Source organism: Leisingera sp. ANG-Vp (assembly GCF_000813725.1).
Classification (GTDB): Bacteria; Pseudomonadota; Alphaproteobacteria; order Rhodobacterales; family Rhodobacteraceae; genus Leisingera.
Map to the genome: position 1 here is coordinate 57,396 of NZ_JWLD01000009.1, position 17,785 is coordinate 75,180.

The window sequence follows — 17,785 nt, forward strand, 5'->3', positions numbered from 1 at the left end:
CTCAGCGGTTCTGGAGGGACGCATGCACAACCCTGATGACTTTGACGAAGAGGCACCGGGCACCCGGTTCCTTCTGTTCCCGCAGGCGCCGTTCCGCAAGCCGGATGCCGTCCCCGAACTGGTTGAAATCTCCGCACCGCGGGGCACCATCGGCCCTGGCCCTTCGGGGCCGCGCATGTATACCGTCAATCCTGTCAGCAAGCGTATCCCCTACGGCGCCATCATTGACCGCTCAGAGGGCCCAAGCATGTATCTGCCGCCCTGGGACGGTTATATCCAGCCGCCGCCCGAACCGGATCAGTTCGGCAACTTCAACCATATCCTGCCGTCTGATCCTGCATTTGAGGCGGCGCATCTGTTTGGTGCGGCGCATTTCACCATGGATGTCTGGGAAGGGTATTTCGACCACCCGATACCCTGGCACTTTGCGCGGGATTTCGAGCGGCTTGAACTGTCGCTTTTGCCCAGTCTGGACAATGCCCATATCGGCTGGGGTTTTCTGGAAACCGGAGGCACCAGCGAACATGGAGGCGAATACCGCGCTTACAGCCTGAATTTTGATGTTGTTGCCCATGAGATCGGCCACGCCATCATCTACAGCGTGGTAGGGATGCCGCCCTCGGAGGATGTGCCCGGCGAGTATTACGGTTTCCATGAGTCTGCCGCGGATATGGTCGCGCTGCTTGCATCCCTGCATTTCGGATCTGTTATAGAAGAGCTTCTGGAGAACACCCGGGGCAACCTGTACACGTTCAATCAGCTCAGCCGGTTTGCAGAGCTTTCCGGAAACGCACAGATCCGGATGGCGGCCAATACCCGGACCCTGCCGGAATTCGCGCATGGCTGGACCAGCGAGCACGCTTTGTCCGAACCGCTGACCGGCGCCATGTTCGACATCTTTGTCGACATTTTCCATGAAAGGCTGCTGGTTCACGGACTGATCACCCGGGAGATGGAGGAGCTCTCGGACCGGCTGGAAGAAACACCTTTCTACAGCGACGTCATGCAGGCGCTTTTTGATACCCGCTATGCGCTTGACCCTGAAGGTTTTCGCGTGTCCCTGCTGGAGGCTCGCGATTTTCTCGGCTCTTATCTGGCCGATGCCTGGAGCCTTCTGGAAGCGGAGAATCTCACGTATTCAGCTGTCGAACAGGCTCTGCTGGCTGTTGACGCGGAGATTACCGGCGGCGCCTTCCAAATGATCATCAAAGAGAATTTCAGAATGCGCGGCATCGGCCTGGTGCGGGCCGGTCCCCGCTTGCAATCCGCCGATGATACAAGCCACGCGGTTTCGGTCCGCACACGAGTGCCCGAATGGTAGAGATTCAATAACCTTTAAATTTTAACCTTTTTGTGGCATTTTATCTGCAGGGGGACTTTCTCAAACAATCGGGCTCGCACGTGTTTCGGCTCATGCATTGGGAGAAAATCTTCTGGTGTTGTTTCCATAGCCACGGGAGTGAGTAAGGTGGCCGAGACGTTACTCAGTTTTTCAGAAGTGTTACTATTTGGACGTTTGGTGAAGGACCTGAAGATCAAGGACAGGAGCCGGGGAGAGCGTTGCGGCGACAACGGGTTTCTTGCAAAACAACTGCAGGAAGGAACGGATCCAAGGCTCGCCCGCATCTACGGGTTTTCCTATGAAGGCACCTATCATCAGCTGCCTGAGCCAGTCATCCTGCTGGTGCACGGCAAAGGGGAAGACGCCTTTGCTGACAGCGGCGAATTCGCCCGCTCACCATTGAGCCCTTCGAAATCAGGTGTTGCTGCGGCTGATTTCCAGATGGCCGACAAGGTCAAGTTCTGGGAATACGACAAGGCTGACTACACAATACGCATGGACCTGATGACCGGCATGCTGGAGCAGGTGTTGCTGGACGTGTATTTCGGCTCAGCAGGCCCAGCCGTCAGCGGAGCCAAGGTGAGTGGCGCCAAAGTGAGCGGTGCAAAGGTGAGCGGTGCAAAAGTCAGCGGCGCCAAGGTGAGCGGCGCAAAGGTCTCAGGCGACTGAAACGCGCTTGAGCGCCGCACCGCATCAGAAACCGGCTTTCCTCAGCCCTTCAACAAAGTGCTGCGTATCTTCTTCCAGGCGATCAGGCTGCACTTTGGCCCAGCGTTCCAGCGAGAAATTCGGGTGAGCCTCCTGGTGTTTCCGGGTCATTTCCTGTGCCTGATCCATTCGGCCTAGCTGGGCATAGCTGGCCGCAAGCATCCGCTGGCCTTCAGTTGGGTTGTTCATCTTCGTCAGCGTATCGATTACCGCCTGATATTCCTTGAGATTGTAGTAGGCGCCGCCAAGGTGCCACAGGTACTGGTCCGGGAAATAAGGGTTCAGGCGCATTGCTTGCTTCAGGTGCTCGATCGCTGCTTCGTTGTCGCCGGAATGCGCCATCGCATCCGCAAAATCTGAGCGCAGATCCGCATCATTGGGATTGAGAGCGAGCGCGCGCTTGTAAGCACCGATAGAGGCGTCGTGCTCCTTGCGGTAGAGATGCACAAAACCAAGTTCGCCAAAACCCCGCGCATCCGTTGGATCCAGGTCAACAGCCCGCTGCGCAAAGCCCAATGCGGTATCAAGCGCGTGGTCCGCATCCTTGGCCCAGGAGTAGCGCCAATCGATGTTCATCGTACGGGATATTGCCGCTGAAGCCCGGGCGTAGTCCTGATCGCAGGCAAGCGCCCGTTCATAGAGCACATGGGCTTCATGATTGTCCTGGCGGGTATACCTGAAGATAAACTGCTGGCCACGGAGCACGTACCCGTAGGCGGCAAGGTCTGCGGGTGCCCTTTGCGCCATCCGTTTGCGTTCCTGTGTTTCAATCAGGACCGCAGTTGCCGCAACAATGGCATCCGTGACTTCGTCCTGTATTTCAAAAATGTCGTCAATGTTGCGGTCATAGCGTTCCCCCCAGATGGTTCTGCCGCTGTCCGCGTCAATCAGCTCAACCGCCACCCGCACCCGCGAAGCTGCCCGCCGGACACTGCCGCGCGCAATATAGCGTACTCCCAATTCCCGCGCGGCGTCCTGGGGCGGCATCGCTTGCGATTTGAAGAAAAAGGCGGAATTCCGGGCAATCACAAACAGGTTCTTGAACTTGGAAAGGTTCAGGATGATGTCGTCGGTCAGACCTTCGGCAAACCAGCTGTCGGATGGATCCCCGCCCTGGCTGGCAAAGGGCAGAATGGCGACTGAAGGTATTTCAGGCCGTTCCGGTTCAGATTTCTGAAAGTCCGGCCGGCGGCTTGGCGCCATGGTCACGCCCGCAACCTCGCTCCTGACGCAATACGTCTGCACTGGATCGGCAATGTTCTTGAGCGTGCAAGGGCCCAGAAACTCATAGCCGAACCGCAGCCGGTTGCGGATCTGCTCATAGACAGCCGCACTGACAAACACGCGGCCGGGTTCGGCAATCTCCTGCAGACGGGCGGCAATGTTGACATTGTCGCCATGAATGCCGCGGTCGTCTTCCAAAATTTCGCCAAGATGCACCCCGGCGCGGAACCGGATTTTCTGGTTATGGGGGCGGGCCTGATTGCTCAACTCTGCAATACGATGCAGTTCGACGCCGAATTGAACGGCATCGGTCGCCGTCTCAAACAAAGCTAAAACGCCATCTCCGCGCACAGCAATCACTTGGCCGTCATACGTTCCACAGGCTGCTTCGAGCTGCATAATCAACGACTTCAGCGTGCTGTAGGTGTCGACCTCATTGGCCCCCATCAGCCGGGCATAACCAACAACATCGGCAAAAAGAACTGCGCCGAGTCTTCGCCGGAACGAAGGGTTTTTGTTCTGATCGCCCATTGGATGTCCCTCGTGCGTCAATCCCTCTTGATCTGCTCAGTGCCCTGCTGCCTCGTCGTTCCGCTTAACCGGCTGTATAAGTGGATGGGCACGGCGGCCAAACCCAGCCGGGGGTCTCTTCAGAGCCAAAACAGACCGCCAAATCTGCCTTGAGCTTCCGGGCTAGCCCCTCGCGGTGCGCATCCCATTCCTCCCGCAGTATCCCAACCGCTACCATGTCAAAGCACTGGCCTTCCGCAAACCAGGCCCGGCGCATCCTGCCTTCGGTTTCAAAGCCAAGCTGTTCGGTCAAATTCCGGGTGCGCGTGTTGTCTTCGCGGTAGTATGATGTGACCCGGTTCAACCCCAGTTGGCGGAATGCAAAATCCAGCACCAAAGCCATGGAGCGGATGCCTATTCCTTGCCGGCGTCTCTCCTTCCCAATGAACAGGGCGATCACTGCATCCCGGTTTACCGGCGAAATGGCTTCAAGTCCGGCGATCCCGGCAAGCTCGCCGCCGTCAGCCGCAATCGCAAACCAGCATTGACGCATCCCGCCGGCTGCATCCACCGCGGCTTCCCAGGCCTGCTCGGTGGCGGCAGAGTTTAGAGGAGCGCGCGCAGAACGGTCAAAACATGCAAGGTCCGCTACATCCTGAAACCAGCAGGATGCCACCGCAATATCCGCCTTTTCGAGGGGCCTGAGCGTGAATAGACAGCCGGACATGGGCCTGATCTCCCTTTCCTCCCAGGATGTTTCTTTTCTTCCGTGCAATCCCAGTATGAAAAACCCTGCAAAGCAATTGTAACATGGTTTGGTCTTTCGAGGGACAGCGTATGATTGCAAAGTTGGAAACAAGGTTTTCTCCGCGACCAATCATGCTTCCTTGAGGCAGATTTTCCTGACCGGGAAGCCAACGCAGGTCTTGGCTGCCTTACAGAGAACGTGTTTGGAAACCGGTCCGGAGGCTGGGCTGGTAGGGTTCGTCCGCGGCTGACAAGGTCGGAACAAGACCGCTCTGCAAACGCGCTCGGCTGGACCAACTTCATTCTGTGCACCCATCCGCAGGTTTGCTCTGTGTCACCGATGTTTTTGACATCGCGTCAGGCGATTTGAGCCTACCCGGCAAGCTTTAGTAGATACCATAGGGCAGCCGAAGAAGACGGTACGGCTGCCCGCTTTTGAGGAGAATGCAAATGCAAGCGCCTGAACTGCAGGTATCCGAATGGTTCAATATGCGAGAGAAACTGAAACTTTCAGGCTTGAAGGGGAAAGCTATTCTGATCGAAGCTTTCCAGATGCTGTGCCTGAGGTGTGTTCTTCATGGAATCCCCCTGGCCCAGGCTGTCCAAAGAACTTTCCCTGCTGGTAAGGTCTCTGTGATCGGGCTGCACTTCTTCTTTGAGCACCAAGAGACCAAACGCAGGCCGATCGGTAACTTCAAGCCGGTGCAGCCATTTGACATTGGTGTTGCCTTCCCAGCCCGGCAGGAACAGGCGCATCGGATAACCTTGTGCCGGCCGCAGGCGCTCGCCGTTCTGGTAAAGCGCGATGATTGCGTCATCTATCAGTTTTTCCAGCGGAATACTGCGGGCCAGACCGCCAGCATCCGCTCCAACTGCGATGACCCATTTTGCCTTGGGATCGATACCCGCCTCCTGCAGGAGGAGCTTGACCGGCACGCCGATCCACTCCGCCCCGGACAGAAGACCGTAGAGGTACTGAAGCGGCATCTGCTGCGGGTCCGAGTGATAGCCGTTGGGGGCCGTGTTGCCGCCGCACTCAAGGAAATTGATGCCGCCGGTCATTGGATAGCGCAAAAGATCACTTGCTTTGAATTTCAAAGCCCGCTCGGTCATCCCGTGGATGATGAGCTCATGCGTTTCCGGATCGACATCCGGAACACCGGAATGGTGGGCGCCGAAATGCAGCCCCGAAGGGGTAATAATCCCTTTCTGGACGTGCAGGGGCGAAAAGGACGCCGTCAGGGTGGACTGCCCGTGCTGCGGGAAGATCTTGCGCACGACGTCAGACTCGTGCGGAGACGGGCTGCCATAGGCCTCATCCTCGACACCCGGATACAGCATATTGTCGGGGAACTCCCTGGCATTTGCAGATCCGCTTGCTGCAATGGCGGCCGGAACAGCCGCAGCACTGGCGGTGAGCAGCGTGGCTCCTGATTTCAGGAAGTCGCGCCTTCCTATAAATCCTGTGTAGCTTGTCTTGATTTTGAACTCCTGAAGTGGTTCTCGGTCAGAGAGCGAACCGCCCTTTTGGCCAGGTTCGCAGGTGCCTCTGCTGATGTGTTGCGGCGGGGGCATGGGGGATTCAGATCATTGGGCCTTCCTTTTTCCGATGCTTTCCTGACGGCTGTGAAAAAGGATGGAGAGGCCGGTCAGCCCGATCCAAGGCAGCAGCACCAGATTGAGGGTTTGCCAGCCCAGCGAAGCCTGCATAAATCCGGCGCTTGCGGAGCAAGCGAGGCCAACGGCAAAGATAATCAAGTCATTCATTGCCTGCGCCTTGGATTTCTCCGATGGCGCATAAGCTTTTGTCAGGAGGCTGGTGCCGCCAATGTAGAGAAAGTTCCAGCCGACCCCGAGCAGGATGAGCGCTCCAGCGAAAGAGTAGAAATCCGTACCTGAAAACGTGAACCACACATGCAGGAGGAAGAAGAAGACTCCTGCCAGCATCACCGGGCGAACCCCGAAGCAGCTGATCAAAGACCCGGTGAAGAAGGATGGCAGGAACATGCCCAGGACATGCAGCTGGATAACCGTTGCCGTGACGCCGTCGCCATGACCATGGTGTCCCATCGCCAGCGGCGTGGCGGTCATTGCCAAAATCATTATTCCGTACCCGGAAGCTGCGGAGAATAGCGCCACCAGGTAGGTTGGCTGCATAAAGATCTGAAAAAGCGGGCGGGCTTCCTTCGCCTCGGCATGCGGCCCGGTGTCAGCACCGGGAATGTTCAAGAACATAAGTGTGCCCATCCCGACCAGCGATACCGCACCAGCAATCAGGAAGGAGGCGGTGTAGGAAGGCTCAAGAAGAGTTCCGCCCCATACTCCCAGCTTGGGGCCCGCAATGGAGGCAACAACACCGCCGGCCAGAACGTATCCTATCGCACGGGGGCGGTAATCTTCATCGGCAACTTCCGAAGCCGCAAACCTGAAAAACTGGGCAAACCCCTGGTAGACACCAACCAAAAACGTACCGGCGCACAGCAGCCACAAGGACGCTGTAAAGACACCTCCAGCAGCTAGAACCCCGCCGGCTGCACCCAGACCTGCACCAGTGAGAAAACCGGCCCTGCGGCCCGCTCGGGACATGAACATTGATGCGGGCACGGTTGCGGCCGCGGTTCCCAAGAACATCGCTGCGATTGGCAGCGTGGCAAACCCGGGTGTGCTTGCGATTTGAAAGCCGGCTAGTGCTCCGACCGTTGCGACAAGCACGGATACTGTTTGGAACAGAGCTTGAGAAACCGCGAGGATCCATACTTGCTGGTACATTTGGGTTTTGGATTGAAGTGCGGTCATCGGATCTGATTGGTTCTTGTCGGTGTTAGTATTGAGCGGGCAGCCCGTCGTGCTGCCCTTGGCGGTCATTTCTGTGCAGGGTTTCGCTCCGCTGCGAAATTGCCGGCACCCGCCCCAGCCATTTGATAGAAATGTCTGGAACAGGCATTCATCGCATCTGGCGGCCGGTCACAGCACCTGCCAGGCTTGAAACAGAAGCCCCGCTGCAAAGGCGCCGCTGAGCGACAGGCCGAGGTAGAGAGCAAAGACCTTGGGCTTTGCCAGCGCCCAGACAGCCATCGCTGCGGGGATCGAAGTGACGCCGCCGGCCACCAGGAAGGCCAGACCTGCGCCAGGCGCCATTCCCTGCTCGATCAGCCCGCCAACCAGCGGCAGTGCGGCGTAGCCGTTCAGGTAGGCGGGCACGCCAACCAGAGTTGCAGTAATGATTGGCAGCAGCCCTTCGCCGCCCAGGGTGGACGTGACGGTCTCGGCCGGGATCCACGCCAGCATCAGGCTTTCCAGGATGAAGGCCAGCAGCAGCCATTTGGCCAGGAACAGCGTTGTGGTCCACGCGGTCTTGGCAAACTTGGCCCTGCGCTCGGCCTCCTGCCAGAACTTCCAGACAACAGGTTTGGGCGTCCGCATTCTCGAGCCGCCGCAGCCGCCGTTGCCGACCCCGTCCCGCAGGGGATCGGTCAGCGCCCCTCGGTGGCTCAGCAAGTGAACCGCAAGACCGCCGAAGAGGCCCAGGCCCACAGCCGCGAAGGTCTTGGCCACTGCGAATTCAATCCCCAGAACACCAGCGGTCAGGAAGAACATGGAAGGATCCATAATTGGCGAAGCGAGCCAGAAGGCCATCACAGCCGACAGCGGCACGCCCATGGTCAGCAGAGCAGCGATCAGAGGGATTACACCGCAAGAACAAAAGGGCGACAGCCCGCCCGCAAGCGCGCCAAGGGCGATCATCAAAAGCGGTGAGCCGGTAAAGGCCTTTGCCACCAGATTGTCTGCCTCGGTTGCGCCTGCCCAGGCGGCAACAGCAATGGAAAACAAGAGATACGGGGCTGTGTGAAGCAGTGCCGCGCCTGCAAAACCCGCGCTTTGCGGGGCCTGGGCAGGGTCAAATACTGCCAGCAGGAGAAGGATAGCGGCAGATGCCAGCCAGACCCGCTGGTCCTTGAGGAATTGCCAGATAGCGGCGCCGTGCCGTGGCGAGTTCTCTGTTGTGCTTGTCATATCCAAACTTCCAGTTTTTTGGTTGTTTTGAGGTCAAAAAAAGGCCGATGAATATCACACGGCCTCTTCCTTGGCTTCAAGCTTTACACCCTCGCAGCACCCTGAAGTCAGAAAAGTAGAGAGCCTGAGCATTACAGGATAGTCGATCCGGTTAAACACTTCGCGCCCCCGCTTCTCCTGGATAACCAGCCTGGCATCCACAAGGGTGGAGAGATGGTGTGCCAGGGTGGATGCGGCAAGCCCCAGATGCTCGGCAATGTCGCCGACCCTCAATCCTTCCTCGCCCGCTTTCACGAGTATTCGGTAGATGTCCAGACGGGCATCATGGCCAAGGGCCGCAAGGGCACGGGCATTGGAGCTTGAAATAGTCATGAGGCAAAAATAACTAAAAAACCGGTTTTGTCAATATGGTCCGGAAAGTACTTCGAAACACCATATTAACCCGCTTGCGAGGGCATGAAGAACACCAGGGCTCGGAGCACTTTCTTCCGGCAGAAGACAAAGCCGCCCCAACATCAACAATGGAAGAAAAACGCTATGGCGCAAAATTTTACCAAAGGGATCAAAGACCTGATGGGTGAGGCAAACAGCGTGGTTGCCGTCATGCCTATTGACGAAGCAAAGGAAAAATATTCCGACGGGAACTATGTGTTTGTCGATATCCGCGATGGCACTGAAGTGCAGCGGACCGGACTTATCCCGGGTGCGGTACATTGCTCCCGCGGCACCATGGAGTTCCAGATCGCCCCGGACAGCCCGCACCACAAGCCCGTGTTCAACCAGGATAAGACTTATGTGTTCTATTGCGCAGCTGCCGGCCGCTCCGCTCTGGCGGCCAAACTGGCAATGGACATGGGCATGTCCCCGGTGATGCACATGGCAGGCGGGTTTGATGAATGGGTCAAACAGAACGGTCCTGTGGAGACCTCAAACGGCTGAACGTGCCTTCAGGCAGATTCACGGGGGGGGGGCGCAGCTGTGCTCCCCCGGCCCGAATGGCACCCGTTAGAATGGCTACGCAAGCTGAGGACATCAAAGGACCGGTGAAAAGATTTCCTGCATCTCCCAAAGTATCGCTGAAGATGCTCTGAGCGATTTTGACGAAGCCGCAGTGCTTGAGCGGGCTTGCCGGAGCTTAATGAAAGCGGGCGTGCCCATTGTCAGGTTCAATGTATCCCAGCCAGTGCTTCATCCGACAATCGGGAGCCATTTGAACCTTTGGACCCGGGACAGAGACCGCATCAAAACAGAAAGCGGGCTGCGCGCATCGCAGGAAGCTGGCTCCGACTTTACCCCCACCAATGGCAGTTTTCTCCTGAGACCGACATCCGACAGCCGTTCCCACCGGAAAGAACATTCTGAATGCGGCCCTGATGACCAAGAAAATCCGGGGGCATTGGGTTTGAATTCTTCACGGGTCATCCCCGACACCCGCAGCTAGGGTCCCGGTGAAGGACACAGCGGCACTCCCGGGCCTGCAGGGGGCGGCGCATCTCACTCGCAGGCAAGGGAACATGACGCATGAAAACCCATGCACAGGCAGTTGTCATCGGCGGCGGACTGGTCGGCTGTTCAATCCTCTACCATCTGGCCAAGCTCGGCTGGACCGACGTGGTACTGCTGGAGCGCGACGAGCTGACAGCCGGCTCCACATGGCACGCTGCGGCCAACATCCATGGGCTGCACGACAACAACAACGTGACCCGCGTCCAGCACTACACGATGAACCTCTATAAGGAGCTGGAGAAGGAAACCGGCCAGGGCTGCGGTGTGTTCCAGCCGGGCTCGCTGTACCTTGCCAAGACCGAAGAGCGCGAGCACCAGCTGCGCCTGCAGGAGGCCAAGGCGAAATACTATGGCTTGAACTTCCACGAGGTCAGCCGCGAACAGGCCAAGGAATTGCATCCGCTGGCGCAGTTCGACGACATCCGCTGCATCATGTATGAACCCGATGGCGGCAACGTCGACCCCTCGGGCGTGACCATGGCCTATGCCGCCGGCGCCCGCGCCATGGGTGCCGAGGTGGAACGGTTCTGCCCGGTGATCGGCACAGAGCAGCAGCCCGACGGCTCCTGGATCGTGAAGACCGAGAAGGGCGACATCCACACCCAGTGGGTGGTCAATGCTGGCGGCCTCTGGGGCCGCGAAGTCGCTGCCATGGCGGGACTCACCCTGCCGCTGCAGCCGACCGAGCACCAGTATTTCGTGACCGAGACCATCGACGAGGTCGCCAACCTGGGCCGCCGCCTGCCTTCGATCGCTGACCGCGACGGCGAATACTACTTCCGCCAGGAAGGCAACGGCTTCCTGATCGGCGCCTATGAAAAAGACATGCGGTTCTGGGCCGAAGAGGGCACGCCCTGGGACTTTGCCCACGAGCTGTTCCCCGACGATCTGGACCGGATTATGGAAAACGTGATCCGCGCCACCGAACGCGTGCCCTGCGCTGAAACCGCAGGCGTCAAGCGCGTCATCAACGGCCCGATGATCTGGTCTCCGGATTCAAACGCCATCTGGGGTCCGGTTCCGGAGCTGAAAAACTACTTCTGCTGCACCGGCATCATCCCCGGCTTCTCGCAGTCCGGCGGGTTGGGCCTGCTGGCGGCCCAGTGGATGATCGAGGGCGAGCCGCAATACGACATGTTCGCCTGGGATCTCGCCCGTTTTGGCGACTGGGCCGATAAGAAGTTCACGAAGGCCCGCGTCGAGGACCAATACGCGCACCGCTTTGCCATCCACTTCCCGAACGAGGAACGCAGCGCCGGCCGTCCGGCCCGTGTGCGCCCCGCCTACGAGATGCAAAAGGAAATGGGCTGCGTCTTTGGCCTCAACTGCGGCTGGGAGCATCCCTTGTGGTTCTCTGGCACCCCCGGCACAACCGACACCAACAGCTTCACCCGCCAGAACTGGTGGGAGCCGGTTGGCCGCGAAGTGAATATGCTGCGCGAAAACGTCGGCGTCATCGACATCTCGAACTTCGCCAATTACGTGATCAAAGGCCCGGGCGCCTATGACTGGCTGGACAAGCTGGTTGCCAACAAGGTGCCGACCGAGGTTGGCCGCTCCTGCCTGACCCCGCTGATCTCGGTCCGCGGCGGCGTGGCCGGCGACTTCACCATCACCAAGGTGGCGGATGACGAATACATGATGGTCGGCTCCGGGATGGCGGAACGCTATCACCAGCGCTTCTTCAACATGGTGGAGCTGCCCGAAGGCACCACATTCGAAGTCGCCACCAACCGCATTGCGGGCTTCAACGTGGCCGGCCCCAAGTCGCGCGACATGCTGCAGCGGATGACCAATGCGGATCTGTCGAACGAGGGTTTCCGCTTCATGCGCTCGCGCACCATCGACGTCGCTGGCGTGGAGTGTCTGGCGATCCGCGTCTCCTTCACCGGTGACCTGGGCTGGGAGCTGCATTGCGCCGAGGAAGACCAGGTCAAGCTGTACTCCGCGCTGCTGGCAGCTGCCGCAGAATTCGACGGCGGCCCGGTCGGCGGCCGTGCGCTTGGCAGCTTGCGGATCGAAAAGGGCTATGGCTCCTGGGGCCGTGAGTACAGCCAGGAATACTGGCCGCAGGAAGTCGGGCTGGCCGGTCTGGTCAAGCTGGACAAGGACTTCCTCAACAAGGAGGCCTATCTGAAGGTCAAGGACAAGGCCCCGCGCGAAGTTCTGGTCGGGTTCGAAATCGACGCCGTAAACAATGCCGACGCCTCTGGCGGGGAGCCGGTCTTTACCCCTGGCGGCGAGCCGGTCGGCCGGGTCACCTCGGGCGCCTATGGCTACTCGGTCGGCAAATCGCTGGCGCTGGGTTACGCAAACCCCGAAACCGCCAAACCTGGTGACGAGGTTGAGGTTTACATCCTGGGCAAGCCGCATACGGCGCGGATCCTGGAAACCGCCGCTTTCGACCCTTCGGGCGCACGTCTGCGGGCCTGATCAGGAAATAACACTTAGCCCGCCGCGTCAGCGGCGGGCGCGTTCCGCTCCCGACCGGCGAACGCTCACCGTGATGTATTCAGGTAAGGCGCAAGTTCAGACTCGCGTCATCCCTGCCGTCAGCCACTCTGCAAAACTGGCCTCGTCCACATCCCCAGTGGCGAGGTCTTCCATCATCCGAACCCCCTCAACCGGGTCCGGGCGGAACTGATAGCCATTCAGGCGCAGGAAGGTCACAGCCGTCACAAAGGCCGTGCGCTTGTTGCCATCGACAAAAGCATGCGCCTTGGCGATGCCGAATGCATAAGCCGCAGCCACTTCGGCGAGACCCGCATCCGAATAGGCCGCCAGGTTCATGGCGCGGGCGCATCCCATCTCCAACAGCGCCTTGTCGCGCATCCCTGCCGCGCCGCCATGGCGGGCAATCTGCCGGTCATGAAAAACAGTAACGGCTGCCAGCGGCACCCATTTGTAGCGGCTCACGCCAGCGCCTGAAGCAGGTCGCGGTTCTCATCCATCACGATCTCGGCTGCGGCCAGCGCCTCAGCCACCGAAGGGTCATGCGCCATCACTTTGAGACTGCCGTCATCGCCGCGCACCACAAACAGCGTGTCGCCTTCCTTGGCGTCCAGCATGGTCAGCATCTCCGTCGTCAAAGTGATGACGGCGGAATTTCCGACTTTCCTGATCTTGGTCTCAATCATGGGCGGGCCTCACGTATATATACCCGTATATACGCCAGCCGCCGCGAAATTTCAATGCCGCCCGCACCCGTCGCGAAGCGGCTACAATTCCATCTCCGCCGCCGCCTTCAGCAGCCAGGTCTTGAAATGCTTCACTGAAGGCGTCGCTGCCTTATCCTTGAAGGTAGCAAAATAGGTCCAGGGGCAGTCCAGGTCGAAATCGAACGGCTCCACCAGCCGGCCGTCCGCCACATGCGCGCGGACAAGGGATTTCGGCAGCACCACGCAGCCAAGCCTGTTGACGGCAAACTCCAGCCCCATGTTGGACGAGTTGGTCTGCAGCCCGCCTTTATGCTCGATCCCGGTCAGCCCATAATGCTTGGCGATTTTCTCCCAATAGATCGGGCGGCCCAGGATATGGATCAGCTTGGAGTCCGCCAATTGCTCAGGCCGGGTCAAAGCCTCGCCGCCGACGCGGTAGTCCGGCGAACAGACCAGCGCCAGTTTCTCGTCCCAGAGTTTCACCGCAGGCCCCATCACATCGTCCACATGGTTGATGGTGATCGAAATGTCCGAGACATTGGTCTCCACGTCCACCCAGATGGTGCTGTGAATGGTGAGATCTATGTCCGGATGCACCTTGGTGAAATCCTCCACCACGTTGATCAGCCACTTTTCTGCCAGGCTGACCGGGCAGGAGATCACCACCTCCCGTTTGTGGCTTTGCGAGATCAAGAGCTGTGTCGCAGAGTCGATCTCCTGAAGCGCATGGCGCACCGACGGCAAATAGGCCTCCCCCACATCCGTCAGCGAAAGCGACCGCGGGTGGCGGACAAACAGCGGCCGTCCGATGAATTCCTCCAGGCTGCGCACATGGTTGGAGACCGCCGACTGGGTGCAGTTCAGCTCATCCGCTGCAGAAGTGAAGCTTAGATACCGCGCCGCGGCTTCAAACGAGCGGAGAAAGGTCAGGTGGGGGAGATTCTTCATCATGGGTCCGGCAGCGGTTTCGGGGTCATGTTCCCATGCTTTGGATTGACCCGCAATTCCTTAGAGTTAGCGCCCCGGGAAGGTCAGAAAACGACGTCTATCACCGCTTTCACGAAATATCCCGCGGCTATGACCCTCTTTAATTTGTGTGTCACTCCGGCCGGCACCCCCTACCCTGACGCGAGAGATTTGCCCCGACCCGCTTCAGCGAAAGAACCGCCATGACCGCCACCTTCGACCGCGCCGCCGATTTCACCTTTGACCTTGCTCCCGGCGACCTGCCGGAAAGCACCCGCGAGGCGGCGGCGCTGATGTTCCTGGACACCATCGGCATCACCATCGGCGCAGGCCCGATGGAGGCCGGCCGCATCGCCCGCGAAACCGCCGTCGCTCTGTATGGCTGCGGCGAGGAGGGCCTGGGCGCGCGGATGATGTTCGACGGCCGCAAAGTAAGCGCCGCCGGCGCCGCCTTTGCCTCGGCCACCGCCACCGACAACCTCGATGGCCACGACGGCTATTACCCGACCAAGGGCCACATCGGCGTGGTGGTGATCCCGGCGATTGCGGCGCTGGCGGAAACCGTGCCGGATTTCTCAGGTCCGGAAGCGCTGGCGATCACAACGCTTGGCTATGAGCTGTCGGGCCGCGCCGCAATCTCGCTGCACAACACTGTCAGCGACTATCACACCTCCGGTGCCTGGAACGCGCTGGGTGTCGCCGCCATGGCGGCCCGGATGCGCGGCCTCAGCCGCGATCAGCTGCGCCAGGCACTGGGGATTGCCGAATACCATGGCCCCCGCAGCCAGATGATGCGCGAGATCGCCAACCCTACGATGCTGCACGATGGTTCCGGCTGGGGCGCGATGGTGGGCATGTCCTCGGCAATTCTGGCCGAAAAGGGCTTTACCGGCGCACCTGCGATCACCATCGAGGAAGACCGGGTCGCGGAATACTGGGAAGACCTGGGCAGCTTCTGGCAGATGGAGCACCAGTATGTGAAACCCTACCCGATCTGCCGCTGGGCCCATGCCCCGATCGACGCGGTGCGCCAGGTGATGCTGGACAACAACCTGACCCATGAGCAGATCGCCAAGATCCACATCAACACCTTCCACGAAAGCGCCTGCCTCTACCCGGGCATCCCCACCACCACCAGCCAGGCGCAGTATTCGCTGCCCTTCGCGGTGGCGACCCAGGCGGCATACGGCCGGATCGGGGTCGAGCACATCTCGGGCCAAGGCCTGAACGATCCGCTGGTTGCCTCGATCCACGAGCGTATTTCGGTCTCCGAAGCCGCACGCCACTCGGTCCGGTTCCCGATGTGCCGGGTCGCAGATGTTGTGATCACACTGACCAACGGCCAAGTGATCGAATCCGGCGATGTTCACGCCCGCGGCGGCCCGGAATCACCGCTCACCCGCGAGCAGGTGATCCAAAAATTCATGGAGTTCGCCTCTCCATCCCTGGGCGAAGCGCGTGCCAGCGAAATCCGCGACGCAGTTCTCGGCTTTACCAGCGAAGGCAGCAAGTTCTCCGACCTCGGCCGCCTGATCTACGACGCGCCCGCAAACTGACAAGAACAGCGCCCGGCAAAGGGCGCGGCATTTGAAGGACCGGCCATGCCCCTCCGGCTACTGAAATACGGGTTGTCCAAGGACTACCCGGTCACTGGCGATATTCCGGCGACCCCCGATCTGAAACCCTCATATGACGTGGTCATCGTCGGCGGCGGCGGCCATGGCCTCGCCTGCGCCCATTACCTGTCGAAGTACCACGGCATCACCAATGTGGCGGTGCTGGAGAAGGGCTATCTGGCCGGCGGAAACACCGCCCGCAACACCACCACCATCCGCTCCAACTACATCACCAAGGAAGGCATCGCCTTCTACAAGGAAGGCGTGCAGCTTTATGAGGAGATGAGCGGGGAGCTGGACTTCAACGTGATGTTCAGCCAGCGCGGCCAGCTGACCCTGGCGCATACCGAGGCCACCCTGCGCTCATTCCATTTGCGCGCCGAGATGGGCAAGCATGCGGGCACCAACATCGAGGTGGTCGACGCCCAGACGGTCAAGGAACTCTCGCCGCATTTGAACATGGACGAGGGCGGCCCGCTGGAGATCATCGGCGGCCTCTGGCACTCCGACGGCGGCACTGCGCGTCATGACGCTGTGGCCTGGGGCTATGCCGCGCAGGCCTCGCGCCGGGGCGTCGAGATCCACCAGCGCACCGAGGTCGAAGGCTTCGGCATTGAAGTCGGCAACATCACAAAGGTGCGCACCAACCGCGGCACCATCAGCGCCGGTCAGGTGATGATCGCTGTGGGCGGCATGAATTACGACATGGCGATGAAAGCCGGTGTCGAACTGCCAATCCGCTGCTTCCCGCTGCAGGCGATGGTCACCCAGCCGCTGAAGCCCTGGCTGCACACGCTGGTCAGCTCCGTCTCCTTGCACACCTATCTGGTGCAGTCCTCGCGCGGCGAGATTGTGATCGGCGGCGGCTCGGACCCTTATCAGCTTTATTCCACCCGCTCGACGCTCGACATGAAGGAGCACCTGGCCGAGGGCGCCACCCATCTGTTCCCCTTCCTGCACGGAGTGCGCCTGTTGCGCCAATGGGCGGGCATTACCGACATGACCCCGGACTATTCGCCGATCATGGGCGCCAGCCCGCTAAAGAACCTCTGGCTCGATTGCGGCTGGGGCACTTGGGGCTTCAAGGCAACCCCGGTGGCCGGCAAATACATGGCCCAGACCATCGCCAATCAGAAAGTGGCGCCCATGCTGGAGCCCTTCACCATGGAACGCTTTGCCAGTTTCGATCTGCTCAACGAAATGGGCGCCACGGCTGCGAGCCACTGATATGAAGATCCTGACCTGCCCGATGAACGGGCCCCGCAACATCAACGAATTCCAAAGCTTCGGACCCCTGAAGGCCAACCCCGACCCGGAGACCACCTCCGACCAGGACTGGGCCCGCCACCTGTTCCGCGCCGACAACACCCGCGGTGTGATCGTCGAATGGTGGCGCCATGTGCCGTCCAACTACTTCTTCCTGGCCGAGCGCAACGCCACCACCAACGAGGTGATCCGCACCTTTGACCCGTCCGAGCTGGAGGCTGCCCAATGACCCGCCTCCCCGCCCCCTACGGTTCCCGCATCAACCGCACCAAGACTGTACGGTTCTCTTTCGAAAACAAGCCCTTCGAAGGTTTCGAAGGCGACGTCATCGCCTCTGCCCTGGCGGCAGGCGGCCAATGGATGCTGTCGCGCTCCTTCAAGTACCACCGCCCGCGCGGGCTGATGTCGATGGCAGGCGCCGAGGCCGACACGCTGGTGCAGCTGCCCTCGGACCCTAACGCGCAGGCTGACCTCACCCCGGTGACCGAGGGCCTGCAGGTCACCGCCCAGAACGTTAACGGCTCGCTGGAGAACGACCGCGATGCCTTCATGGACAAGCTCGGCCGCTTCATGCCGGTCGGGTTCTACTACCGCACCTTCATGGGGCCGGCACGCTCCAGCTGGCTGAAACTGTGGGAGCCGCTGATCCGCAAGAAGGCGGGCCTGGGCGTCATTGACCTGAAAGCGCCGCACAAAGACTATGAGAAAGCCAACCTCTACTGCGACGT

The 17,785-nt window shown here is 60.0% G+C and carries 17 protein-coding genes; 8 read left to right on the forward strand and 9 right to left on the reverse strand.

Annotated elements, in window-relative coordinates:
- Window positions 1-22: 22 nt before the first annotated feature.
- Both RA20_RS04650 and RA20_RS04655 read left to right on the forward strand, forming a co-directional pair.
- The gene (locus tag RA20_RS04650; protein ID WP_052248828.1) at window positions 23-1,321 is read left to right on the forward strand and encodes a hypothetical protein; all 1,299 of its coding nucleotides are present in this window, start codon (window positions 23-25) and stop codon (window positions 1,319-1,321) included.
- Between the two features lie 147 nt (window positions 1,322-1,468).
- Window positions 1,469-2,011: a hypothetical protein gene (locus RA20_RS04655; RefSeq protein ID WP_152618436.1), complete on the forward strand. Its 543-nt coding sequence runs from the start codon at window positions 1,469-1,471 to the stop codon at window positions 2,009-2,011.
- A gap of 24 nt (window positions 2,012-2,035) precedes the next feature.
- On the opposite strand, the gene RA20_RS04660 is transcribed toward RA20_RS04655, so the two are convergent.
- The 6 genes from RA20_RS04660 to RA20_RS04685 all read right to left on the reverse strand — a co-directional run bounded on the left by RA20_RS04660 (window position 2,036) and on the right by RA20_RS04685 (window position 8,917).
- Window positions 2,036-3,805 carry an adenylate/guanylate cyclase domain-containing protein gene (locus RA20_RS04660; protein ID WP_039125125.1) on the reverse strand — a complete coding sequence of 590 codons (1,770 nt, stop codon included), beginning with the start codon at window positions 3,803-3,805 and terminating at the stop codon, window positions 2,036-2,038.
- A 64-nt stretch (window positions 3,806-3,869) separates the two neighbouring features.
- The gene (locus tag RA20_RS04665; protein ID WP_241482211.1) at window positions 3,870-4,661 is read right to left on the reverse strand and encodes a GNAT family N-acetyltransferase; all 792 of its coding nucleotides are present in this window, start codon (window positions 4,659-4,661) and stop codon (window positions 3,870-3,872) included.
- Window positions 4,662-5,041: 380 nt separating this feature from the next.
- Complete coding sequence (locus RA20_RS04670) at window positions 5,042-6,106, reverse strand: molybdopterin-dependent oxidoreductase (RefSeq protein WP_052248829.1); 1,065 nt, start codon at window positions 6,104-6,106, stop codon at window positions 5,042-5,044.
- A 12-nt stretch (window positions 6,107-6,118) separates the two neighbouring features.
- Complete coding sequence (locus RA20_RS04675; protein ID WP_206540092.1) at window positions 6,119-7,396, reverse strand: MFS transporter; 1,278 nt, start codon at window positions 7,394-7,396, stop codon at window positions 6,119-6,121.
- Between the two features lie 99 nt (window positions 7,397-7,495).
- On the reverse strand, window positions 7,496-8,545 hold the full coding sequence (locus RA20_RS04680; RefSeq protein WP_193748768.1) for a permease: 1,050 nt from the start codon (window positions 8,543-8,545) through the stop codon (window positions 7,496-7,498).
- 54 nt (window positions 8,546-8,599) lie between these two features.
- Window positions 8,600-8,917 (reverse strand): ArsR/SmtB family transcription factor, encoded by a 318-nt coding sequence (locus RA20_RS04685; protein ID WP_039125131.1) that lies wholly within the window; start codon window positions 8,915-8,917, stop codon window positions 8,600-8,602.
- A gap of 165 nt (window positions 8,918-9,082) precedes the next feature.
- Here RA20_RS04685 and RA20_RS04690 point away from each other — a divergent pair, with 165 nt between their 5' ends.
- Both RA20_RS04690 and RA20_RS04695 read left to right on the forward strand, forming a co-directional pair.
- On the forward strand, window positions 9,083-9,484 hold the full coding sequence (locus RA20_RS04690; protein WP_039125132.1) for a rhodanese-like domain-containing protein: 402 nt from the start codon (window positions 9,083-9,085) through the stop codon (window positions 9,482-9,484).
- A 582-nt stretch (window positions 9,485-10,066) separates the two neighbouring features.
- Window positions 10,067-12,484 carry a GcvT family protein gene (locus RA20_RS04695; RefSeq protein ID WP_039125134.1) on the forward strand — a complete coding sequence of 806 codons (2,418 nt, stop codon included), beginning with the start codon at window positions 10,067-10,069 and terminating at the stop codon, window positions 12,482-12,484.
- A gap of 96 nt (window positions 12,485-12,580) precedes the next feature.
- Here the strand turns inward: RA20_RS04695 and RA20_RS04700 are convergent, their stop codons facing one another.
- From RA20_RS04700 to RA20_RS04710, 3 genes are all read right to left on the reverse strand, one after another.
- Window positions 12,581-12,967 (reverse strand): type II toxin-antitoxin system death-on-curing family toxin, encoded by a 387-nt coding sequence (locus tag RA20_RS04700; protein ID WP_039125136.1) that lies wholly within the window; start codon window positions 12,965-12,967, stop codon window positions 12,581-12,583.
- The gene (locus RA20_RS04705; protein WP_008558191.1) at window positions 12,964-13,188 is read right to left on the reverse strand and encodes an AbrB/MazE/SpoVT family DNA-binding domain-containing protein; all 225 of its coding nucleotides are present in this window, start codon (window positions 13,186-13,188) and stop codon (window positions 12,964-12,966) included. Before RA20_RS04705 ends, RA20_RS04700 begins: the two co-directional genes overlap by 4 nt.
- Before the next feature lie 81 nt (window positions 13,189-13,269).
- The gene (locus RA20_RS04710; RefSeq protein ID WP_039125171.1) at window positions 13,270-14,157 is read right to left on the reverse strand and encodes a LysR substrate-binding domain-containing protein; all 888 of its coding nucleotides are present in this window, start codon (window positions 14,155-14,157) and stop codon (window positions 13,270-13,272) included.
- Window positions 14,158-14,378: 221 nt separating this feature from the next.
- Between RA20_RS04710 and RA20_RS04715 the strand changes: the two genes are divergently transcribed.
- The 4 genes from RA20_RS04715 to RA20_RS04730 all read left to right on the forward strand — a co-directional run.
- Window positions 14,379-15,731 (forward strand): MmgE/PrpD family protein, encoded by a 1,353-nt coding sequence (locus RA20_RS04715; protein WP_039125141.1) that lies wholly within the window; start codon window positions 14,379-14,381, stop codon window positions 15,729-15,731.
- A 45-nt stretch (window positions 15,732-15,776) separates the two neighbouring features.
- Window positions 15,777-17,018 carry an FAD-dependent oxidoreductase gene (locus RA20_RS04720; RefSeq protein ID WP_039125143.1) on the forward strand — a complete coding sequence of 414 codons (1,242 nt, stop codon included), beginning with the start codon at window positions 15,777-15,779 and terminating at the stop codon, window positions 17,016-17,018.
- Between the two features lies 1 nt (window position 17,019).
- Window positions 17,020-17,286 carry a sarcosine oxidase subunit delta gene (locus tag RA20_RS04725; protein ID WP_039125145.1) on the forward strand — a complete coding sequence of 89 codons (267 nt, stop codon included), beginning with the start codon at window positions 17,020-17,022 and terminating at the stop codon, window positions 17,284-17,286.
- A partial coding sequence (locus tag RA20_RS04730; RefSeq protein ID WP_039125146.1) for a 2Fe-2S iron-sulfur cluster-binding protein occupies window positions 17,283-17,785 on the forward strand: 503 nt, incomplete at its 3' end. The genes RA20_RS04725 and RA20_RS04730, both read left to right, overlap by 4 nt.